This window comes from Pantoea sp. Mhis, assembly GCF_009830015.1.
In genome coordinates this window covers 15,203-37,619 of sequence record NZ_SZZX01000009.1, presented here as the reverse complement: position 1 = coordinate 37,619, position 22,417 = coordinate 15,203, and the positions used below count along the sequence as shown (strand labels likewise).

Below are 22,417 nucleotides of genomic sequence, written 5' to 3'. Positions count from 1 at the left end.
GCATCTTATAAACAACAAATAATATTAAAAACAATGATTAAACATCGTTATGATCTACAATATCAATTGTATACATTAGCACTTCATCGTTATTTAATTCATCGCTTAAATGATTATCAATATGAAAAAGATTTCGGTGGTGTATTTTATCTATTTCTACGTGGAATGAATGGGATATCTTGTGATAATGGTGTATTTTATACACGTCCTAAATACAATTTAATTGTACAACTTGATAATCTATTTATGAATAAGTAAAATTCATATAAGTGATATTATGATAAAAACACTATTAAAGCAAGCATTAAAGTTACATCTGTTACGTACTTTAGATCTTCAATTTGCTGAATTATTAGTTAATGATAATTATCATCCTGCACGATTTTTAGTAACAGCTCTTTTAAGTGCTGAAGTAGGTAAAGGCAATATTTGTTTACCTTTATCACAATTAACTAAAAACATGTTATTTAAAGGAGAATATCCTGAATTATCTCGAGCTATTTGGCAAGCTGCTGGTAAACCTCAAAATTGGCATAGCATATTTAAAAATTGGTCAGCATTAACAAGTGTAAATCAAAAAGTTGCACCAATTATTTTGGATGCTAACAGTCTTTATTTACATCGATTATGGGAATATAAAGAACAAATTATTAATTTTTTAAAATCAAATTCTATATTTGAGTCTTTTGCTTCAGAGCAAATACGTGCAGTATTAGATAAATTATTTGGAATAGATAGTGAAAATTGTCAAAAAATTGCAGCTGCAGTAGTGCTTACACAAAAAATTGCCATTATATCAGGAGGTATAGGTACTGGTAAAACTATTACATTAGTAAAAATATTAATGACTTTGATTTCTTTAAGTAAAGGAAATTTACGTATTCAAATAATAGCTCCTACGGTAAAGGAAGCAACACTTTTAAAAGGATCTCTTAGAAAAATATTACAAGCATTATCATTAAATAGTGTAGAACAAAAACATTTTCCTTTAGAAGTAATTTCTTTATATCGTTTGTTAGGAGTACATTCAGAAACATTACAACCAAAATATCACAGTAATAATCATTTACATCTTGACGTATTAGTTATAAATTCAGCTTTTATGATAGATTTAAAAATGATGGTTAATGTGATTACCGCTTTACCTCCACAAGCACGGGTCGTTCTTATTGGTGATCAATATCAGTTAATCCCAATGAAAGTTAGTTCATTAATAGGAGATATTTGCTATTGTTATGCTAAATCAGGTTATAGTCATAAATATGCTTTAAAACTTAGTTTATTAACTGGATGTAAAGTTCCTATTGTAGATAGTCTAAATAATATTCCCATAGTTATACAAAATTCAATTTGTTTGCTTTATAAAAAGCATGATTTTAATCAAAATACAGTTATAGAACAATTAGCAAGGTTTGTTAATAATGGAAAAATTAAAAAAGTAAAATCACTATTGAACAATTCATTTACAAACATTAAGTTACGACCAATAATTAATAAAAAAGACTACCTTGTAATGGTAGAGGAAATTGCAGAAAATTATAAATCTTTTTTAAAATTAATTTATAAAAAAGCCGAAATTATAGAAATTATTCATGCTTTTAATCATTACAAAGTATTATGTATAATGCAAGAAGGAATATTAGGAGCAAATGAATTAAATTATAGTATTGAGCATAAATTGATAGATTTAGAGTTTATTCAACCATATCGATTTAGAAATCCTTGGTATCAAGGAAGACCGATAATATTAACTTGTAATTGTAGCACACTTGGATTATTTAAAGGAGATATTGGAATTACTTTATATAACCATGAAGGTATATTAAAAGTCTTTTTTCTACATACAAATAAAATGATTCAATCAATCTCTTTAAATCATGTGCCAATGCACAAAACCGCTTGGGCTATGACGATCTATCAATCACAAGGTTTAGTATTTAACCATACGGCACTTGTTATGCCAATAAGATTCATATCCCAATTAACAAGAGAATTACTTTATACCGCAATAATTAGCACTCGTAATTATTTAACAGTATATAGCAGAAATAGCATTTTTTATCATACTTTGCAATCACCTTATCAAAGATATACTGGAGGATTAGAATCATTTGATAAATTAATTAATTCTTAAGGTTGTTATAGTCTTATATAACTTATATTTAATTATAATATATTTTAACTACTTATGTTATTAATATAAATTAATGATTAAAATTTTTGAGTATCGTTGATAATTATATAATTTTTTTACTTTTCGGTAAAATTTCAATATCTACAGACATTAATCCGAATTCTTGCAACCCATGAATACTACATGTAATTAATACAAATATTTTTTAATCCTAGTTTATATACCTATGATTTTATGTGTTTTAATAATATATATCTTCTTGATAAACTTCTATACTCTAGATGAACGGCTAAACAAGCGACCTACTCAATCTTTTCACATTTAAATGGATACAGTATTGCACAAGCAATAATTAGATTATCGTGCTCAATAATAGTAAAATTATCCATTTCTTTTTCTAATTGTTCGTGTGAACGACGAACTGAAATACCTTGTTTTTCTAATGGATGAATTAGGTCTAAAATTTCTCTACTGTCTTCAATAGTAGACCGTTTTATTTGTTCAGCTAATGCCATAACAATTTATGTACTAATTCCATCTTGAGGAAATAATTCTTATAGCAAACAAAGCACTTCCTGATATGGTAAGTAATTAAATAACAAGATTGTACTCTCTGACGATAAGCTTTTATAGCTACATGTAGAAAATATATTCTATTACAAATATCAAGGTTATTATTTTTTATATAAAAAATATATTTTTAAACTTCATCATGCAATATTTTTGAAATAATCTTACCTTCTTCGTTAATCACTCCTTGTTCAATACAAAGTCCAATGACTTTTTCAGCTTTTAGCTGAATTAGTTATTTCTCTGAAGTTAAATTAAAAATTTAATCTGTTACTGATATTACTATACGACCTAATAAAACAATACTATTTATCGAGTTAATGAAAAATTGCTTTTTCGTTAATACAATGAATATAATCACTGTGACAATAGTCTACTCCATTGTCAATTCCTAATAATTGAGTAATAATAAAGTTGCTACTTAGTATATTTATATGTGTGCCATGCAATGGAGTATTATTTAAATTCATTGATAGAAGTGTGGTAATATTTAATTATAAACAATCAGAGATCTGCTTAATTACGTCTAGAGAAAATATATCAGTAACATATGTTTATTTATGATATATTCATATCATTCGTCGCTTTTCATACTAATCTAGATTTATGGACGTATTCAATGCATCACAATTCAAAGGATAGCAACACAATTCAATAAAGCAATAGTATTGATGATACTGAAAAATTTTCTTGATTGATAGTTTTTCCATTCAATATTATGATAAAAAACTTACTACGATGATAATTTATGTAAGGAATAATATGACGAAAGCTTTAAACTAACTCAGTACTATATTACCTTGTTTCATACAAATATATCTTTAAATTTTATTGTTTGAATTTTATTATTATACTTATAGAGTAGATTAATTTTAAAGAAAGTATTTTACTTTATAAATAAATCATATAATTAAATTTAAATATTTTTTAAATCATAGATATGATAATCTACTTACATAATACATAAACTTACTATTAAATAATTTTATTTAAAAACCCATCACTATCGTTTAAATAAATTATTTTTAATAATTTATTGTAATATAAAATGTAAATGGAATATTAGTATTGAATGTAATTCAATATTACTTCTAAAAATATCAAAAATTAAAATATGATAAATATGTTTTCAATGAAGGGTATGCAATATAATACATCAATAAATAAAATTAATAAATTTAAATATTTATTAATTCAATACAGATCAAATTTTGATAAATTGATTTAGTATTGTTTATTTAACTTTTGTACTTGTTAGCGTCAATGCTATTTGCATATAATATAAACTTATTTAAGTTATATATAATTATGTTATATATGTTAACTAACTATTAGTGATAGGGAACAATGCTACTATTATCCATTTTTTAAATTATTATTTATATATGATAGGAATAACAATATAATAAATTTTATTATTTTTGTTTTATTATAAATATACTAATATTTATAATAACTTCTTGTTAGATATTTATCTAAATTACCAATTGTTCAATCTTGACAAGATTAATTATTATAATATTTAATTATTTTTAATGAAAATTATATTGTAAATAAATACAAATAAATTAAGTTACAATCAAAAATTGTAATATGAGCTTCAAAGAAGATTAATAAATGTAAAAAATTTTAACAAAATAATTAAAAATCTATTATTAAATAATATACTGATTTTCAATACATATTGTAGGTCGTAATTACTTTATTTATGAAGAATGATTATATTAATTTTTTAAAGATTATCTATTTAAATTAAAATAGATAATATATTTATATATATGCTACTAAATAATATTAATATAGAATTAAAATAAACAGTTTATATATATGTGCTATATTAAAATAAATAATATTTTTTTTTATAATATACTTTATATTTAAATTTTAGAGGTTTATTTGATTATGCTCAATATCGCTCTAACATTTAGATATTAATTTGATAATTATTACATTAAGGTTTAGTGTATAAGTGGTCAGTAATGCTTGGTGGCAACGTTTTAATGGCGTCTCTCGTTTATATGGAGAAGATTCTCTACAATATTTTGCTAATGCACATTTTTGTGTAATTGGTATTGGTGGAGTTGGTTCTTGGGTAGTGGAAGCTTTAGTTCGTACAGGTATTGGTAAAATTACCTTGATCGATATGGATGATATTTGTATAAGCAATACAAATCGACAAGTGCAAGTATTACAGCATAAGATAGGCAAAGAAAAAGTTGAAGTAATGGCAGAACGTATTATGGATATTAATCCAGAATGTAATGTTATATGTATTAATAAGTTTATTACTCCAAATAATGCGCCTGAATTATTATCTGTTGGATATAACTATATAATTGATGCAATTGATAATATAGAAGTAAAAGCTTTTATAATTTCTTATTGTTATCTTAATAAAATTCCTCTAGTTACTATTGGAGGTGCAGGTGGAAAAATTGATCCTACACAAATTAAGATTGATGATTTAATGAATACTTTTCAAGATCCATTGATAGCCTGTTTGCGTAATAAGTTAAAGGCTAAATTTAGCATTTCAAAAGTTAATAAAAATAAATTAGGTATCGACTGTGTTTTTTCAACTGAGAAAACAATTTATCCTAAATTAGATGGCCCGAAACGGTTAGATTGTAGATCGGGATTTGGTACAGTTACCATGGTAACTGCAACATTTGGTTTTTTAGCAGTATCACATACTTTAAAAAAAATATTGATTAAATAATCTTTTATTATTTATATAAATAATATTTTTGTAGAATATACCTTCTATACAATACTTATAAATATATTTAACTAATTTTATTTAACATTTAATTTTTAATACTTTTATTAGTTAATATATTAGATTAGTTGAATATAATTTTGAAAATTAATTAATTTCTTAATTCAATATAAATAATATATGATTATTAATCACACATTAAGTTCTTATTAATATCTATGATATCTAATCAAATTTCTAATTAAACATTTATATATTATAACATATAAATTATCAAAAATCATAATTTTAATATATAATTGTACTTATTATATATATAATTTTAATGGATAAATTTAATAGTATAATTTATATAAATTTCTTAATTAAATTACTATTAATTTTCTTTAAAAATCAATCAAAATTAAGAATATTTATTTATAATATTAAACATATTATGAGTTTATATTTCAAATTAACTTAAACATAAAATATATAGTTTGCTAAATAATTTAAAATTATTAATCTTAATTTTAAATTATTACAAAAATATATATATTTTGTAATTAATCATTTCAGGTATTATAAATACAATATAAATTAATATGTGTACAAAACATTTACTTCTATGCATATTATTGATATAACATTAAAAGTGGTAAATAATTATTAAGTTATCTATGATTGTAAATCATAATCTTACAAATAATGTATTCTTTAATAGGTAAGAAATAAATGCTTAAGATACACAATGAAACAGTTGAGGTACTAAATATACTTATATTATAGGATGAAGAATGATTGCACTTAATAGCATATATTTTAATCAAGTAAATAAATTTGTTCTTAGTCAACATCTTGTTGTTTAAACATTAACAAGTTTGAAACTCACCAATGACTGATAGATACTTATAAATATTATGTTACTGAAAACGTATGTTCATCCGACTTAAAATTAGAGCAATTTTTTTGTAAAGCTATTATTTTTTTAGTTCATGCTGTTCAAAAGACTATTAATATTTGTCATTTGACAATAATTTATAATAATCATATTACTTCAGAAGAATTTGATAATATGTGGCACTTATTATTAGGAATGATAGAAGATCTTAGGTGTATAGTAATTAAATTAACTGAAAGAATTACTTATTTAGGATCAATGGAAAAAACATCAGAAAATAAGAAGATATTAGCTAATAAAGCAACTATTAATATTCATGCTATACTAGCAAATCGATTAGATATTAGAACACTGAAATGGCAATTAGAAGATTATTGTTTCCGTTATTTATATCCAGATGAATATAGAAAAATTGCTAATCTCCTACATGAACGACGGATTGATCGTGAACATTATGTAAAACAATTTGTTAAAAATTTACGTAGAGAAATGCATAAAGAAGGGGTATATGCAAAAGTATATGGTCGTCCTAAACATATTTACAGTATATGGCGCAAAATGAAGAGAAAATCATTGAATTTTAATGAAATTTTTGATTTATCTGCTGTACGTATTGTGGCTAATCGCATACAGGATTGTTATGGTGCGTTAAGTACTGTGCATACACTTTACTATCATCTGCCTAGTGAATTCGATGATTATATTGCCAATCCAAAATTAAACGGATATCAATCAATTCACACTGTCATCTTAGGACCATATGGAAAAATAATAGAGGTCCAAATTCGTACATATCATATGCATGAAAATGCTGAATTAGGTGTTGCTGCACATTGGAAATATAAAGAAAATTTAATTTTGAGAAATACACGTGCTATTGGATATGAATTCAATATTAATTGTTTAAGTAATTTATTTATTTGGCAACAAAATAAATTCATATATAATGATGTTTTTAATAGAATAAATATTCAAATTTTTAAGAATTTAATTCATGTCTTAAATGTTAAACTAAAAATAGTTAGATTTTTATCTAACTTAACATTCGTCAATCTTATATATTATACTTATAGTTATATTGAACATCGTTATATTGATAGTATAATAAATGGTTATATTGTACGATTTGGTTCATTATCTAAAATAGATAAATTAATAAAATTTACAACTCAAAAAAAAATCAACTTTATTGTTGAGTGTATAAATACAAATTTATATTACATTGACTCTAATAGAGAATCCTTAAAAATTAAAATATGGTTTTGTATGCATGCATTTGATATTTTTATTTTAATAAAATATTTTATTTTTGATAAAAGGTTAAATAATTTAACTATTGCTATAAATAAAGCAGAAAAAATGTTAATATTAACATATAAGATTAATTCACAAAATATGTTATTAACTATGAATAGCCGATGCAGTGTTCCTAATAATCAAATAGTAAATTTTCTATTACTCGAGTTTAGTAAACTGCATTCAGAAAGTAAAGAACATACAATATTGCTTCAATTGGTTTTAAATTTACATTTATTTATAATGTTAAAGCGTAAAGAAAGTTTATTGTACTATATTTTAAATAGTAGTAGTTACCAACCAATTGCTAATAATGATAGTGTAAATTTTACAGTACATAGCCACGAGATATATAGTCATCATGTTATTCAAATAATAACGAAAAAACATACTATTTTAGTAAAAGATATAATTATTCATCCATTGTTAAATGGTTAAAAAATAATGTAATTGATGTTTTTATTAATAGTGATATACGGAATAAATTAACTATTATTGCTGTGAAAATTGATATTTAACATAATCAAATAATTGACTATATTTTAGTGTAGTTGACTCAGATATTTGATATTATTTAAATTGTTTCTTTATAACTTATTGATATATACTTAAACTTACTAAGTAAATTTTATGTTCTCTAACATATAATTAATTAATTATTAATTGCTGTTTGTTTTTATTTAACATAGCTAATAATCTATAATTATTGCTAACATAATAAAAATTATCTAATTTAATAAATTAAATTTTGATGTTTATTTAATTAGAGAATTTTATTAAAGATTTTAATCTTATACTTATTTTTAGTAAATTCTTTCCTAAGCTTAATTATTCATTATCATTAAATTAAATAAATTTTATGATGACACGTTATATTTTTGTAACAGGCGGTGTTGTTTCTTCTTTGGGTAAAGGTATTGCTACAGCTTCACTCGCAGCTATACTCGAAGCACGTGGCTTAAAAGTAACCATTATCAAACTAGATCCTTACATAAATGTTGATCCGGGTACTATGAATCCCACACAACATGGTGAAGTTTTTGTTACTGATGATGGAGCTGAAACTGATCTAGATTTAGGTCATTACGAGAGGTTTATTCGTACTAAAATGTCTCGTTTTAATAATTTTACTACTGGTAGAATTTATTCAGAAGTTTTATATAAAGAACGTCGTGGAGATTATTTAGGAGCTACTATTCAAGTTATTCCTCATATTACTAATACTATTAAAGAACATATTATTACTGGAGGCAATGGTTATTCTATTGTTTTAATAGAAATTGGTGGTACTGTGGGAGATATAGAATCATTGCCATTTCTTGAAGCCATTAGACAAATAGCTATTGATATTGGCCGTGAACATACGATGTATGTACATTTAACATTAGTTCCTTATATTACTGCTACAGGAGAAATAAAAACTAAACCTACTCAACATTCAGTAAAAGAGTTATTATCAATTGGTATTCAACCAGATATCTTAATTTGTCGTTCCGTAAATTTAGTCCCAATACATGAACGAGAAAAAATTGCATTATTCTGTAATGTTCCTGGAAAAGCAGTTATTTCTTTAAAAGATATAGACTCTATATATAAAATTCCATCATTACTGAAATCTCAGGGTTTAGATGATTATATATGTCAACGTTTTAATCTTGATGTACCTGAAGCAAATTTATCAGATTGGGAGCAAGTAATTTATGAAGAATCTAATACCGATGGTGAAGTAACGATCGGTATAGTTGGTAAATATGTCGAGTTTCCAGATGCATATAAATCGGTGATTGAAGCACTTAAACATGGTGGTTTAAAAAATCGATTAACTGTAAATATAAGATTAATTGATTCTCAACATATTGAAATTCAAGGTATTGAATTATTAAAAGATTTAGATGCGATTTTAATTCCAGGTGGCTTTGGCTACAGAGGAGTTGAAGGAAAAATATTAACTGTACAATATGTTCGTGAAAATCGTATACCCTATCTAGGTATTTGCCTTGGCATGCAAGCTGCTTTAATAGAATTTGCGCGGAATGTTGCAGGAATGGAAGGAGCAAATTCAACAGAATTTATACCTAATTGTAGATATCCAGTAGTAGCTTTAATAACTGAGTGGCGTGATGAGGATGGTAATATAAATCAAAGAAATACACATACTATTTTTGGTGCTAGCATGCGTTTGGGTAGTCAAAAATGTTTTTTAACACCAGATAGTAAAGTTTTTAGATTATACGGTTCTGATGTTATTATTGAACGTCATCGACATCGTTATGAAATAAATAGTTGTTTGCTTGAACCGATGGAAAAATTAGGGTTATGTATTACTGGATTTTCTCATAATAAGCAATTAATTGAAATTATTGAACTTCCTAATCACCCATGGTTTATAGCTTGTCAATTTCATCCAGAATTTACTTCAACTCCTCGTGATGGACATCCTCTTTTCACTAGCTTTATTAAAGCTGCACAAGAATATCAGAAATGATAATTAACAATTATATATTTGTATTATTAATATATACTATTGATATAATAGTTAAATCTTGGAGATTATTAATTAGTACTAAGGAAATTTGAATGTCTAAAATTATAAAAATTATTGGTCGTGAAATTATTGATTCTCGTGGCAATCCCACAGTTGAAGCAGAAGTACATTTAGAAGGAGGGTTTATTGGTCTTGCTGCTATTCCTTCTGGACTTTCCACTGGATCTTATGAAGCCTTGGAATTGCGTGATAATGATAAATTGCGTTTTTTAGGCAAAGGTGTTTTAAAAGCAGTTAATTCTGTAAATGGTCCTATAGCTGATTTGTTAATTGGAGAAGATAATGAAGATCAATTTAAAATTGATCAACTGATGATTGAATTGGATGGCACTCATAATAAATCAAAATTAGGTGCAAATGCTATTTTATCAGTTTCCTTAGCAAGTGCTAAAGCAGCAGCAGCTTCTAAACGACTACCTTTATACGCATATATAGCTGAGCTCAATGGTAGCTATGGTAAATATTCTATGCCCTTACCAATGATTAATATTATTAATGGTGGTAAACATGCTAATAATAATTTAGATATTCAAGAATTTATGATTCAACCAATTGGTGCAAGAACGATGAAAGAAGCTATTAGAATGGGAGCTGAAATTTTTCATCACTTAGCAAATATATTAAAAAATAAAGGTTTGAATACAGCAGTGGGAGATGAAGGTGGTTATGCACCAAATTTATCTTCTAATTCTGAAGCATTCAAGATGATTAGTGAAGCCGTAGAAGTAGCAGGTTATAAATTAGGTAAAGATATCACTTTCGCAATAGATTGCGCAGCATCTGAATTATATCATGATCATAAATATATACTAAAAGGTGAAATAGAACAGTATTTTAACTATAAAGAGTTTACGAATTTTTTAGAATCTCTAACTAAACAATATCCAATTATTTCTATTGAAGATGGTTTAGATGAATCTGATTGGGAAGGATTTATATATCAAACTAAAAAATTAGGACAAAAACTTCAATTAGTGGGTGATGATTTATTTGTCACTAATCCTAACATCTTAAAGAAAGGAATTGAACAAGGTGTTGCTAATTCTATTTTAATTAAATTAAACCAGATTGGTTCTTTAAGTGAAACTTTAGAAACTATAAAAATAGCTAAAAATGCAGGATATACCACAGTAATCTCACATCGCTCAGGAGAAACAGAAGATGCAACTATTGCCGATTTAGCGGTAGGTACTGCAGCTGGTCAAATTAAAACAGGTTCTATGAGCCGTTCTGAACGAATTGCCAAATATAATCAATTAATTCGTATTGAAGAAAAACTAGGTAGTAAAGCATTATTTAATGGTTTGAAAGAAATAAAAAATCAAATTTAATAAGTCATTAATAAATCTTATTCAAAATAAATACTATTTTTTATTAGTAGTATTAAAAAATAATGATTAAATTGTGGATATAAGTAAAATGTTTTACCCAATTAATGAGATATTTCAAACATTGCAAGGAGAAGGATTTTACATGGGTACTCCAGCGTTATTTATTCGTTTACAAGGGTGCCCAGTAGGATGTAGTTGGTGTGACACTAAGTATACTTGGAATATATCAGTAAATCATAATACAACAATAGATAATATCTTATCCAAAAATATAAGCAATAGTAGTTGGAGTATTGCTACTCCTAAAATGTTAGTTACATTTATTCAGTCTAAAAAATGGACTGCACGTCATGTTGTTATTACTGGTGGCGAGCCAGCAATATATGACTTACGTCCTTTAACTTATTCATTAGAAACAATAGGTTTACAATGTCAAATTGAAACTAGTGGTACATACGAATTATATTGTTCTGAAAATAGTTGGGTAACCGTATCTCCCAAAACAAATGTGAAAGGTGGCTATCATGTTGTAATGCAGACATTAAAACGTGCAGATGAAATTAAACATTTGGTAGCTCGTTTACGCGATGTTAAATCACTAGATTTATTATTATCAAAATTGCAGGATACAAAACAACGTGTAATAACATTACAGCCAGTTAGTTGTAGTAATATTGCAACTCATTTATGTATTAAAACCTGTATTGCTCGCAATTGGCGCTTTTCAATGCAAACACACAAATATCTTAATATAAGATAACTTAATAAATTGAGTGTAATTAAATTTATTTCATTTATATCAATTAATTATAGTTTTTTAAAAAATCAAATATTAAAATGAATAAACTAAAATATATAAAAATTAAACTAAATGTATAACACTATTATATAATAGTTTGATCTCCACGATAGATACAACCAACTGTACAGGTTTCTTTAATTATCACAGAGCTAAGTTCTGGTAAAATAGGTTTTACCTTATACCAAATCCATTTGGCTAATATTTCACTAGTTGGATTTTCTAGACCTGGAATTTCATTAAGATAATGATGATCTAATTGATTATAAATTGGCTTAAATTTAGCTGTTATTTCAGCAAAATCCATTACCCATCCAGTATGGATATTTATTGCCTTAGTAATTTCTAAACGTAATCTGAATGAATGTCCATGTAAACGACCACATTTATGTTTTTCTGGTACATAAGGTAATAAGTGAGCTGCTTCAAATCGAAAATCTTTAAATACTGTACTAAACATTAGTATAATAATTCTCCTAATTTTAAAAATTAATAAATTTTAACTTAAATATATATATTTTACATCTGCTAAATATAAATATATATATTTATATTTTAATTAACATCAAAATTCATTATATTATTAATTGATTTTTATTAAAAAAATAATCTTCTATGCATTTTAGTTATTGATTAGTTCTAAGTTTTATTTAATTGTTAATAATTACTTAGGTAATCTAATCCTCTTCAATGAGTGAGTATTCAGATTTTTAATTTCAGAGTTATTAATATAATGACAACTCCGTTATCTGAAAATTTATTGTTTCCATTTAAATCAGAGCAACTGATTCAATTACAGGAAATTATCTCAGATTTAGATACTAATCAATTAATATGGCTTTCTGGTTATTTTTGGGGAATTGCTATTAAGCAGAATTCTAATTCTGTTACTAAAACAGAAATAGTCTCTTCAGAATCACCGGTTATTACATTAATTTCTTCTTCTCAAACGGGTAATGCACGTCGTTTAGCGGAGCAACTAAATAATGAACTAATAGAAGCTAAATTGAATGTTAATTTAATTAATGCAGGTAATTATAATTTTAAAAAAATTGATCAAGAAAAATTATTAATTATAATTACCTCCACCTATGGTGAAGGTGAACCTCCAGAGGAAGCACTAGCCTTATATAAATTTTTAATGTCAGAAAAAGCACCAAAATGCCAAAAAATTTCTTTTGCCATATTTGGTCTAGGTGATCATTCATATGAATTTTTCAGCCAAACAGCTAAAGATTTTGATAGACGTCTTGCTGAACTAGGAGGAGAACGTTTATTAAAACGTGTTGATGCTGATATTGATTATCATGAACAGGCTCAAATCTGGCGTCAAGAAATTATACAAATACTAAAAACAAAAATATTAGTTCATTCATCTGTTCAATCTTCTTTAACTAACAATAATATTATTAGTAATATTAAAAATAATCACAATGTTAAAGAACAATTTACTAAAGAAAATCCATTAACTGCTAAGGTTTTAATAAATCAAAAAATTACTGGTCATAATTCTGATAAAGATATACGCCATATAGAAATTGATATAAGTAATACAAACTTATATTATCAACCTGGAGATGCATTAGGTGTCTGGTATGAAAATGATTTAGATTTAGTGCAAGAATTAATATCTTTAGTAGGTTTAAAAGATAATCAGCTCATTAATGTTGGCGGTGAAAATTTATCATTGCTAGATGCATTACAAAAACATTTTGAATTAACAGTTAATACTCCACAAATTGTTAAAAAATATGCCATGATTTCAAAAAGTAAATTTCTTCTAGAATTAGTTAATAATACATCTAAATTGCAAGAATATATTAAGTGTTTACCTATTATTGATATGATTAGGCAAAATACTATAAATTTAAATACCGAACAATTAATTAGCTTTTTACGTCCATTAACACCTCGTTTGTATTCTATTTCATCATCTCAAATGGAGAATAAAACAGAAGTACACATCACTGTTGGAGTAGTACGATATAAAATCAATGGATATATACGTGGTGGAGGAGCATCGACTTGGTTAGCTAAAACAAAAGAAAATAGTGAAATTCGTATTTTTGTTGAAAAAAATCATAATTTTCGTTTACCAGATGATATCCATTCTCCTATTATTATGATCGCTGCAGGTACAGGTATTGCGCCATTTCGTGCTTTTATGCAGGAACGTAATATGAATAATGTCAAAAGTCAAAATTGGTTATTTTTTGGTAATCCGTATTTTACGGAAGATTTTCTTTATCAAGTTGAATGGCAAAAATATGTAAAAGATAATGTATTAACGAATATTGATCTTGCTTGGTCACGAGACCAAAAAGAAAAAATTTATGTACAAGATAAAATTCGTGAAAAAAGTTCAGAACTATGGTATTGGATTAAAAAAGGAGCCTATCTTTACGTTTGTGGTGATGCTAATCGTATGGCAAAAAATGTTGAACAAGCATTACTGGATGTAATAAGCACCTGTGGTAATATGGATTATGATACAGCAGATGTTTTTTTAAGTAATTTACGTCTTGAACGTCGTTATCAGCGAGATATTTATTAATGAACAAAAAGAATTTTCGAGTTTTAAGAATTGAAGGAAAACTATCTGATGCAGAACGTTTAAAAAAACAAAGTAATTATTTACGTGGTACGATCCTTGAAGATCTAGAGAATCATCTAACAGGAGGTTTCATCGGTGATAATTATTTTTTAATTCGTTTTCATGGTATGTATCAGCAGGATGACCGAGATATCCGCATCGAAAGAATTGCTCAAAAACTTGAACCTCGTTATGCAATGATGCTTCGTTGTCGTTTACCAGGAGGTATGATTACTCCGACACAATGGTTAGCAATTGATAGATTTGCTACTGAAAAAACTCTCTATGGTAGTATACGTTTAACAAATCGTCAAACGTTTCAAATTCATGGAATACTAAAAAAAAATATAAAATTATCACATCAAATATTACATAAAGTAGGATTGGATGCATTAGCAACTGCTCATGATGTAAATCGCAATGTATTATGTACGTCAAATGCAGTAGAATCGGAAATATATTATGAAGCATATAGATGGGCAAAAAAGCTTTCTGAATATTTATTACCACAGACACGAGCATATGCTGAAATTTGGTTAGATGAAAAGAACAAAGACAATATCATAGATCAAGAACCTATTTTAGGTGAAACCTATTTACCTCGTAAATTTAAAACAGCTATAGTGATACCACCGTATAATGATGTTGATTTACATGCAAATGACCTCAGTTTTATAGCTATTGCATCTGAAGGAAAGTTAATTGGTTTTAATTTATTAGTAGGTGGCGGATTATCAATTGAACATGGTAAAAAATTTACTTATGCTCGTACAGCTAGTGAATTTGGATTTTTACCAGTTCATAAAATTCTTGATGTTGCTAAAGCAGTAATTACTACACAACGAGATTGGGGTAATCGCATTGATCGCAACAATGCTAAAACTAAATATACTTTAGAGCGTGTAGGTATTGAACAATTCAAATCTGAAGTAGAAAAACGTGCAAAAATAGAATTTAAAACAATTCATCCATATGAATTAACTACACGCAGTGATCATATTGGATGGATTCAAGGTATAGATAACAAATGGCATCTAACTTTATTTATTGAGAATGGTCGTTTAATTGATTATCCTAGAAGTTTTATAAAAAGTGGTGTTGCTAACATTGCTAAAATTCATACTGGTCACTTTAGATTAAGTGCTAATCAAAATTTGATTATATCTAATGTATCAGAAAAGCAAAAATCAAAAATCGAAAATATTGCTAGACAACATGGGTTAATGAATGAAGTTTCACTGCAACGTGTAAATTCTATGGCTTGTGTAGCATTTCCTACTTGTCCATTAGCAATGGCTGAGGCAGAACGCTTTCTACCATTTTTTGTTAGTAAAATCGAACAAATTATGCATAAGTATGGTATGGATGAAGAGTATATTATATTACGTGTAAGTGGTTGTCCTAATGGTTGTGCTAGAGCTTTATTAGCTGAATTGGGATTGATAGGTAAATCTCCAGGTCGTTATAATATGTATATAGGTGGTAATCATATCGGGACTAGGATACCTCGTTTGTTTCGTGAAAATTTAACAATAGAAGAGATAATAACTTTAATAGATAAGTTAATAGCTTCTTGGAAAGAAGGTCGTAATGGACATGAACAATTTGGCGATTTCGTCATACGAACAGGTATCGTCAAACCTATTCTAAATCCTATCATTGATTTTTGGGAATAATAATTAACATGGACAAACTTAATTGTTCAGTTCTTAAAAGTTTAACAAAATTTGATCGTACTTTAGCGTTAAGGGAACTAAATATTAAATTAGGAAAATATACTGCTGAAGAACGTATTCATTGGTCTTTTATAAACTTACCAGAACAATTGGTTTTATCTTCTAGTTTTGGTATTCAATCTGCTGTTTTATTACATATGGTCACCCAACAGAAACCAAATATTCCTGTTATTCTTATTGATACTGGTTATCTGTTTCCTGAAACATATAATTTTATTGATGAGTTAACATATAAACTCAATCTTAATTTATATGTTTTTAGCGCAAAGATTTCTCCGGCATGGCAAGAAGTACGTTATGGTAAATTATGGGAACAAGGGATTAAAGGTATTGAAAAATATAATCAAATTAATAAAGTAGAACCAATGAAGAGAGCATTAAAAAGGTTAGAAGCACAAACTTGGTTAGCTGGTCTTCGTCACAATCAATCCGATAGTCGTGCAAATTTACCAATACTTGATATTCAACATGGTTTATTTAAAGTTTTACCTATAATTGATTGGAATAATCATAAAATACATCATTATTTAAAACAATATGAACTTAAATATCATCCATTGTGGAAAGAAGGATATGTATCAGTTGGAGATATCCATACTACCCAAAAGTGGAAACCAGGTATGAGCGAAGAAGAAACTCGATTTTTTGGATTAAAAAGAGAATGTGGATTACATGAAATATAATAGTTGCTAACGTAATTAAAATCATTAATTCTTTTGCTTGACTCTATTTATGTATAGAACTACTTTAATATACATAAATTACTAATCTATATTAAATTACATTATATATATCACAAAATATATTTAAGAAATAATTAATTAATTAATTATTTTTATATCCATATAAACACTACATATTTTATGTCAATTACAATTTTCTTAAATGAATTTAATTGCATTGTATACATTTAAGAATTTATTCTTCATTTTTATTTGAAATATTTATATCATTCAGCTTGAATCCATCTCATTATAATTAATGAATTATATTATTCAGTAATTATATGTTCCAATAGATAATTTCATCTATTAAAAAAAAAGAACATATATTAGTTCTATCCATTTCTTAGAAAATATCAAGATTAAAGTGAACTATTTACCTATTTTCGCTGATGTTAACAATCGTACAGTTCTGGTGATCGGTGGTGGCGACATTGCAGCACGAAAAATTAAATTATTGCATCGTGCAGGTGCAAATATAAGAGTAGTTGCAAATAATCTTGGGAAGACGATGCAAGATTTGCTGAATATTAATAATATTACATGGATATCTTATGATTTTAGCCCAATGCAATTGGATGATGTTTTCCTTGTCGTTGCTGCTACTAACAATGAAAAACTAAACAGTCAAATTTTTGAAGCTGCTAATGCTCGACATAAACTTATTAATGTTATCGATAGACAATCAAAATGTAGTTTTATTTTTCCTGCCATTGTTGATCGATATCCTCTAATACTAGCTATATCTTCGAGTGGTACTGCACCAATGTTAGTTCGTCTATTGCGTGAAAAACTTGAAGCTCTGCTACCTAATAACATAGGTAAAATAGCTGAGATAGCCGGTAAATGGAGAGATAAAGTAAAGCAGCATTATCAAACAATCTCAGAACGCCGCCATTTTTGGGAACGGATCTTTAATGGTCTTTTTCCATCTCAAATAACTAAAGGTAATATTAAAGAAGCTAATCGTATATTAGACTATGAACTAAAGAACCATAACTGTAATCAAGGTGAAATTATATTAATTGGTGCTGGTCCAGGTGATAGTGGTTTGTTAACAATACGAGGTTTACAATTAATGCAATTAGCCGATGTAGTACTTTATGATTATCTAGTAAGTAATGAAGTTTTACAACTAGTTCGTAGTGATGCAGAACGTATTTGTGTTGGTAAACGTCCTGGAAAAGCATCTATTCAACAAGATAAAATTAATCAATTATTAATAAAGTTAGCTCAACAAGGAAAACGAGTGGTACGTCTGAAAGGTGGTGATCCATTTATTTTTGGTCGCGGAGCAGAAGAGTTACAAGCTGCCCAAATTGCTGGTATCCCATTTCAAATAGTGCCTGGTATTACTTCTGCTATAGGCGTAACTGCGTATGCTGGGATTCCATTAACTCATCGAGATTATTCTCAAAGCGTTATTTTTATTACTGGTCATTATTGCATGATGGATAAAAAAAATATTGATTGGTCTTTAATAGCGCGTCTAGAGCATACTTTAGTCATATACATGGGAAAGTTAAAAGCAACAGAAATTACTACTGAATTAATTAAAAACGGTAAAGATCCAGACATACCAATTGCAGTAATTAGCCGAGGAACATATAAAGATCAAAAGGTTTTAATTGGCAAATTGCATCAACTAGAAATGTTAGTGTTAAATGTTTCTACACCAATATTATTAGTCATTGGTAAAGTAGTAGAGTTTCATAAAAAACTAGCTTGGTTTAAATATTCAGATTCTACTCAATTTAATGAGTCTGCTATTGTTAATTTAACTTAAAGGATGAATTATGGCTCATAATTGTTTCACTCATCTACATCAATTAGAAGCAGAAAGTATTTATATTATTCGTGAAGTAGCAGCTGAATTTAGTAATCCAGTCATGTTATATTCTATCGGTAAAGATTCTTCAGTAATGTTGCATTTAATGCGTAAAGCTTTTTATCCAGGTATATTACCATTTCCGTTATTGCATATTGATACTGGTTGGAAATTTCGTGAAATGTATGAATTTCGTGATAATACAATAAAAGAAATAAATGCTGAATTAATAATTCATCGCAATTCTGAAGGATTAAAAATAGGCATTAATCCATTTACGCATGGTGGCTCTAATTATACAGATTTAATGAAAACTGAGAGCTTGAAACAAGCATTAAATAAATATGGTTTTGATGCCGCTTTTGGTGGAGCACGGCGTGATGAAGAAAAATCACGAGCTAAAGAGCGTATTTATTCTTTTCGTGATCGTTTTCACCGTTGGGATCCTAAAAATCAACGTCCTGAGCTATGGCATAATTATAATTCTCAAATTAATAAAGGAGAAAATATACGTGTTTTCCCATTATCTAATTGGACTGAAATAGATATTTGGCAATATATTTTTTTTGAAAGTATTAAAATCGTACCATTATATTTAGCAGCATTACGTCCAGTATTAGAGCGTGATGGGATATTAATTATGATTGATGATGATCGTATAAAGTTAGGACCAAAAGAAGTAGTAGAGCAACGTATGGTTCGTTTTAGAACTTTAGGATGCTGGCCGTTAACTGGTGCAGTAGAATCTAAAGCACAAACATTACCAGCAGTTATTGAAGAAATGTTAGTTAGCACCATAAGCGAACGTCAAGGTCGTATAATTGATCATGATCAAGCTGGATCCATGGAATTAAAAAAACGTCAGGGTTACTTTTAAGGAATATCAATGAATAATACTATCGCTCAACAGATTGCCAATCAAGGCGGTATAGATACTTGGTTGTTAAATCAAGAACATAAAAGTTTAGTACGTTTTTTAACGTGTGGAAGTGTTGATGATGGAAAGAGCACATTAATCGGTAGATTATTGTATGATACTAATCAGATTCATGATGATCAACTATCATTATTATATAGCGACAGTAAACGTTACGGCACCCAAGGTGATAAGATCGATTATGCTTTATTAGTAGATGGATTACAAGCTGAACGTGAACAAGGTATTACAATTGATGTAGCTTATCGTTATTTTTCTACTAATAAATGTAAATTCATTATTGCTGATACACCTGGACATCAACAATATACTCGTAATATGGCGAGTGGGGCTTCTACTTGTAACTTAGCTATTTTATTGATTGATGCTTGTAAAGGTGTGCTAGATCAAACACGACGTCATAGTTTTATTTCCACATTAATCGGAATTAAACACTTAATAGTTGCTATAAATAAAATGGACTTAGTAGGATATAAACAAGAAATTTTTAATCAAATAAAACAAGATTATTTAAATTTTGCTGTATTATTACCTAAAAATTTGGAAATTAATTTCATACCTATATCGGCTTTAGAGGGCCATAATGTTGTATTTTCAAGTAAATCTATGATGTGGTATCAAGGTTCTACCTTATTAAATTTATTAGAAAATGCAAATATCAATTTTGTCTTTGACAATCAACCAATACGATTTCCAGTACAATATGTTAATCGTCCAAATCCTAATTTTCGCGGTTATTCTGGTACCTTGGCTTCTGGCTTAATCAAAGTAGGTCAACGTATAAAAATTTTACCTTCTGGAGTAGAATCTACTATTTCTCGTATTGTAACCTTTGATGGAGATTTACAAGAAGCTAGTGCTAATGACACAATTACTTTAGTGTTACAAGATGAAATTGATATTAGTCGTGGTGATTTAATAGTTGATATTAAATCAAACTTAACTATAGTTCAGTCTGCAACTGTTAATGTAATATGGATGTCAGAAATACCATTACAATGTGGGCAAGAATATATAGTTAAAATAGCTTGTAAAAAAACAAGAGGTAGAATAGAAAAAATTATTTATCAAACTGAAATCAATACATTAAAAACAGTAAGTACTGATAAATTATTTTTAAATAATGTTGGATTAATAAAAATGACATTTAGTGAACCAATGATATTAGAGAAATATTCTCAAAATCCTATAACTGGTGGAATGATTTTTATCGATCGTTTTAGTAATGTGACAGCAGGAGCAGGTATGATTGCTCAGCCACATATTGATATTTGTAGACCAAATATTCATCCGTATAGTGAATTTGAAAAAGAACTAAATGCATTGGTACGTCGTCATTTTCCTCATTGGAATGCTTGTGATTTATTAAATGGTAAAAAATGAAAAATTATGATACAAATGTGATTTGGCATAAGCATTTAATCACACGTACTGAACGCGAGAACAAACACGGTCATCCAGGAATATTGTTGTGGTTTACTGGTGTTTCGGGTTCGGGTAAATCGACTTTAGCAAGCTACCTTGAACAAGCATTATATCAACGAAGCATAAGTACCTATTTGCTAGATGGTGATAATGTCAGATACGGTTTATGTAAAGATTTAGGATTTCAAGATAATGAGCGTAAAGAAAATATTCGTCGTATCGGAGAAGTAGCAAAATTAATGCTTGATGCTGGATTAGTAGTACTAACCGCTTTAATATCACCATATCGTTCTGAACGTCAAATGGTACGCAATTTGTTTGAAAAAAATCAATATATTGAAGTATTTGTAGATACTCCTTTAGAATTATGTGAAACACGTGATCCAAAAGGATTATATAAAAAGGCACGTGATGGTAAAATAAAGAATTTTACTGGAATTGATAGTTTTTATGAAATTCCAGATTCTCCAGAGATCCATCTTGATGGTAAACAAGATATTACCTTATTAATTAATCAATTATTACAATTTTTATGTAATCGAGGTTTAATTACAAATTAAATAAATGAGCAGTATCTTTGGTTAATTTTTAATTATTAAACTTTATGTAACAAACTAAATAAAATCAAAGATAATAAATTTACTTGAATATAACTTAATTAGTTATTAATATTTAGTAATGTTGATACTTTAATCATTTTATTATCGTTATTTATTTGTTATATTTAACTATTTTAAAATATATCTCCGTTTACACAATGTATTATTAATTTATTTATAAAAAATTTTATTTCGTTTTTTTTAAATAAGATAGAAATAAATTTTTCATAAAAATTTATAAACAAGTTATTTTATCTTGTAACTTAAAAGTTTTAATCTAACAATTTATACAACATATAGTGT

General features: G+C 27.2%; 15 protein-coding genes and 1 pseudogene. 14 read left to right on the top strand and 2 right to left on the bottom strand.

Annotation, left to right across the window (positions count from 1 at the left end):
• Together FD727_RS03645 and recD are read left to right on the top strand one after the other, a co-directional pair.
• The coding region (locus tag FD727_RS03645) for a hypothetical protein (protein WP_159938800.1) at window positions 1–258 on the top strand (258 nt) is incomplete at its 5' end.
• Between the two features lie 19 nt (window positions 259–277).
• Window positions 278–2,134, top strand: a complete 1,857-nt coding sequence (gene recD, locus FD727_RS03640; protein ID WP_159938799.1) for an exodeoxyribonuclease V subunit alpha — start codon at window positions 278–280, stop codon at window positions 2,132–2,134.
• A gap of 60 nt (window positions 2,135–2,194) precedes the next feature.
• Here the strand turns inward: recD and argA are convergent.
• Window positions 2,195–3,466, bottom strand: a pseudogene (gene argA / locus FD727_RS03635) (amino-acid N-acetyltransferase).
• A gap of 1,207 nt (window positions 3,467–4,673) precedes the next feature.
• On the opposite strand from argA, the gene tcdA reads away from it, so the two are divergent.
• The 5 genes from tcdA to queE all read left to right on the top strand — a co-directional run bounded on the left by tcdA (window position 4,674) and on the right by queE (window position 12,235).
• Window positions 4,674–5,423, top strand: coding sequence for a tRNA cyclic N6-threonylcarbamoyladenosine(37) synthase TcdA (gene tcdA, locus FD727_RS03630; protein ID WP_159938798.1), 750 nt, complete (start codon window positions 4,674–4,676; stop codon window positions 5,421–5,423).
• Window positions 5,424–6,300: 877 nt separating this feature from the next.
• Window positions 6,301–8,037 (top strand): HD domain-containing protein, encoded by a 1,737-nt coding sequence (locus tag FD727_RS03625; protein WP_370515972.1) that lies wholly within the window; start codon window positions 6,301–6,303, stop codon window positions 8,035–8,037.
• A 421-nt stretch (window positions 8,038–8,458) separates the two neighbouring features.
• Window positions 8,459–10,084, top strand: coding sequence for a glutamine hydrolyzing CTP synthase (pyrG, locus tag FD727_RS03620; protein WP_159938796.1), 1,626 nt, complete (start codon window positions 8,459–8,461; stop codon window positions 10,082–10,084).
• Between the two features lie 92 nt (window positions 10,085–10,176).
• On the top strand, window positions 10,177–11,475 hold the full coding sequence (gene eno / locus FD727_RS03615) for a phosphopyruvate hydratase (RefSeq protein WP_159938795.1): 1,299 nt from the start codon (window positions 10,177–10,179) through the stop codon (window positions 11,473–11,475).
• Window positions 11,476–11,563: 88 nt separating this feature from the next.
• Window positions 11,564–12,235 carry a 7-carboxy-7-deazaguanine synthase QueE gene (gene queE / locus FD727_RS03610; protein ID WP_159938794.1) on the top strand — a complete coding sequence of 224 codons (672 nt, stop codon included), beginning with the start codon at window positions 11,564–11,566 and terminating at the stop codon, window positions 12,233–12,235.
• Between the two features lie 124 nt (window positions 12,236–12,359).
• Here queE and queD read toward each other — a convergent pair whose 3' ends face one another.
• Window positions 12,360–12,734: a 6-carboxytetrahydropterin synthase QueD gene (queD, locus tag FD727_RS03605; protein ID WP_159938793.1), complete on the bottom strand. Its 375-nt coding sequence runs from the start codon at window positions 12,732–12,734 to the stop codon at window positions 12,360–12,362.
• A gap of 273 nt (window positions 12,735–13,007) precedes the next feature.
• Between queD and cysJ the strand changes: the two genes are divergently transcribed.
• The 7 genes from cysJ to cysC all read left to right on the top strand — a co-directional run bounded on the left by cysJ (window position 13,008) and on the right by cysC (window position 22,075).
• On the top strand, window positions 13,008–14,828 hold the full coding sequence (gene cysJ / locus FD727_RS03600; RefSeq protein WP_159938792.1) for an NADPH-dependent assimilatory sulfite reductase flavoprotein subunit: 1,821 nt from the start codon (window positions 13,008–13,010) through the stop codon (window positions 14,826–14,828).
• On the top strand, window positions 14,828–16,543 hold the full coding sequence (gene cysI / locus FD727_RS03595) for an assimilatory sulfite reductase (NADPH) hemoprotein subunit (protein WP_159938791.1): 1,716 nt from the start codon (window positions 14,828–14,830) through the stop codon (window positions 16,541–16,543). Before cysJ ends, cysI begins: the two co-directional genes overlap by 1 nt.
• A gap of 8 nt (window positions 16,544–16,551) precedes the next feature.
• On the top strand, window positions 16,552–17,286 hold the full coding sequence (locus FD727_RS03590) for a phosphoadenylyl-sulfate reductase (protein ID WP_159938790.1): 735 nt from the start codon (window positions 16,552–16,554) through the stop codon (window positions 17,284–17,286).
• 406 nt (window positions 17,287–17,692) lie between these two features.
• Window positions 17,693–19,111 carry a siroheme synthase CysG gene (gene cysG / locus FD727_RS03585; protein WP_159938789.1) on the top strand — a complete coding sequence of 473 codons (1,419 nt, stop codon included), beginning with the start codon at window positions 17,693–17,695 and terminating at the stop codon, window positions 19,109–19,111.
• Between the two features lie 10 nt (window positions 19,112–19,121).
• The gene (cysD, locus tag FD727_RS03580) at window positions 19,122–20,030 is read left to right on the top strand and encodes a sulfate adenylyltransferase subunit CysD (RefSeq protein ID WP_159938788.1); all 909 of its coding nucleotides are present in this window, start codon (window positions 19,122–19,124) and stop codon (window positions 20,028–20,030) included.
• A gap of 9 nt (window positions 20,031–20,039) precedes the next feature.
• Complete coding sequence (gene cysN, locus FD727_RS03575; RefSeq protein WP_159938787.1) at window positions 20,040–21,473, top strand: sulfate adenylyltransferase subunit CysN; 1,434 nt, start codon at window positions 20,040–20,042, stop codon at window positions 21,471–21,473.
• Window positions 21,470–22,075, top strand: coding sequence for an adenylyl-sulfate kinase (gene cysC, locus FD727_RS03570; RefSeq protein WP_159938786.1), 606 nt, complete (start codon window positions 21,470–21,472; stop codon window positions 22,073–22,075). The genes cysN and cysC overlap by 4 nt, the downstream gene beginning before the upstream one ends.
• Window positions 22,076–22,417: the final 342 nt, after the last annotated feature.

Coding starts and splice junctions, on each gene's coding strand:
- recD (WP_159938799.1), top strand. CDS start 278: ATGATAAAAACACTATTAAAGCAAGCATTAAAGTTACATCTGTTACGT.
- pyrG (WP_159938796.1), top strand. CDS start 8,459: ATGATGACACGTTATATTTTTGTAACAGGCGGTGTTGTTTCTTCTTTG.
- eno (WP_159938795.1), top strand. CDS start 10,177: ATGTCTAAAATTATAAAAATTATTGGTCGTGAAATTATTGATTCTCGT.
- queE (WP_159938794.1), top strand. CDS start 11,564: ATGTTTTACCCAATTAATGAGATATTTCAAACATTGCAAGGAGAAGGA.
- queD (WP_159938793.1), bottom strand. CDS start 12,734: ATGTTTAGTACAGTATTTAAAGATTTTCGATTTGAAGCAGCTCACTTA.
- cysJ (WP_159938792.1), top strand. CDS start 13,008: ATGACAACTCCGTTATCTGAAAATTTATTGTTTCCATTTAAATCAGAG.
- cysI (WP_159938791.1), top strand. CDS start 14,828: ATGAACAAAAAGAATTTTCGAGTTTTAAGAATTGAAGGAAAACTATCT.
- FD727_RS03590 (WP_159938790.1), top strand. CDS start 16,552: ATGGACAAACTTAATTGTTCAGTTCTTAAAAGTTTAACAAAATTTGAT.
- cysD (WP_159938788.1), top strand. CDS start 19,122: ATGGCTCATAATTGTTTCACTCATCTACATCAATTAGAAGCAGAAAGT.
- cysN (WP_159938787.1), top strand. CDS start 20,040: ATGAATAATACTATCGCTCAACAGATTGCCAATCAAGGCGGTATAGAT.
- cysC (WP_159938786.1), top strand. CDS start 21,470: ATGAAAAATTATGATACAAATGTGATTTGGCATAAGCATTTAATCACA.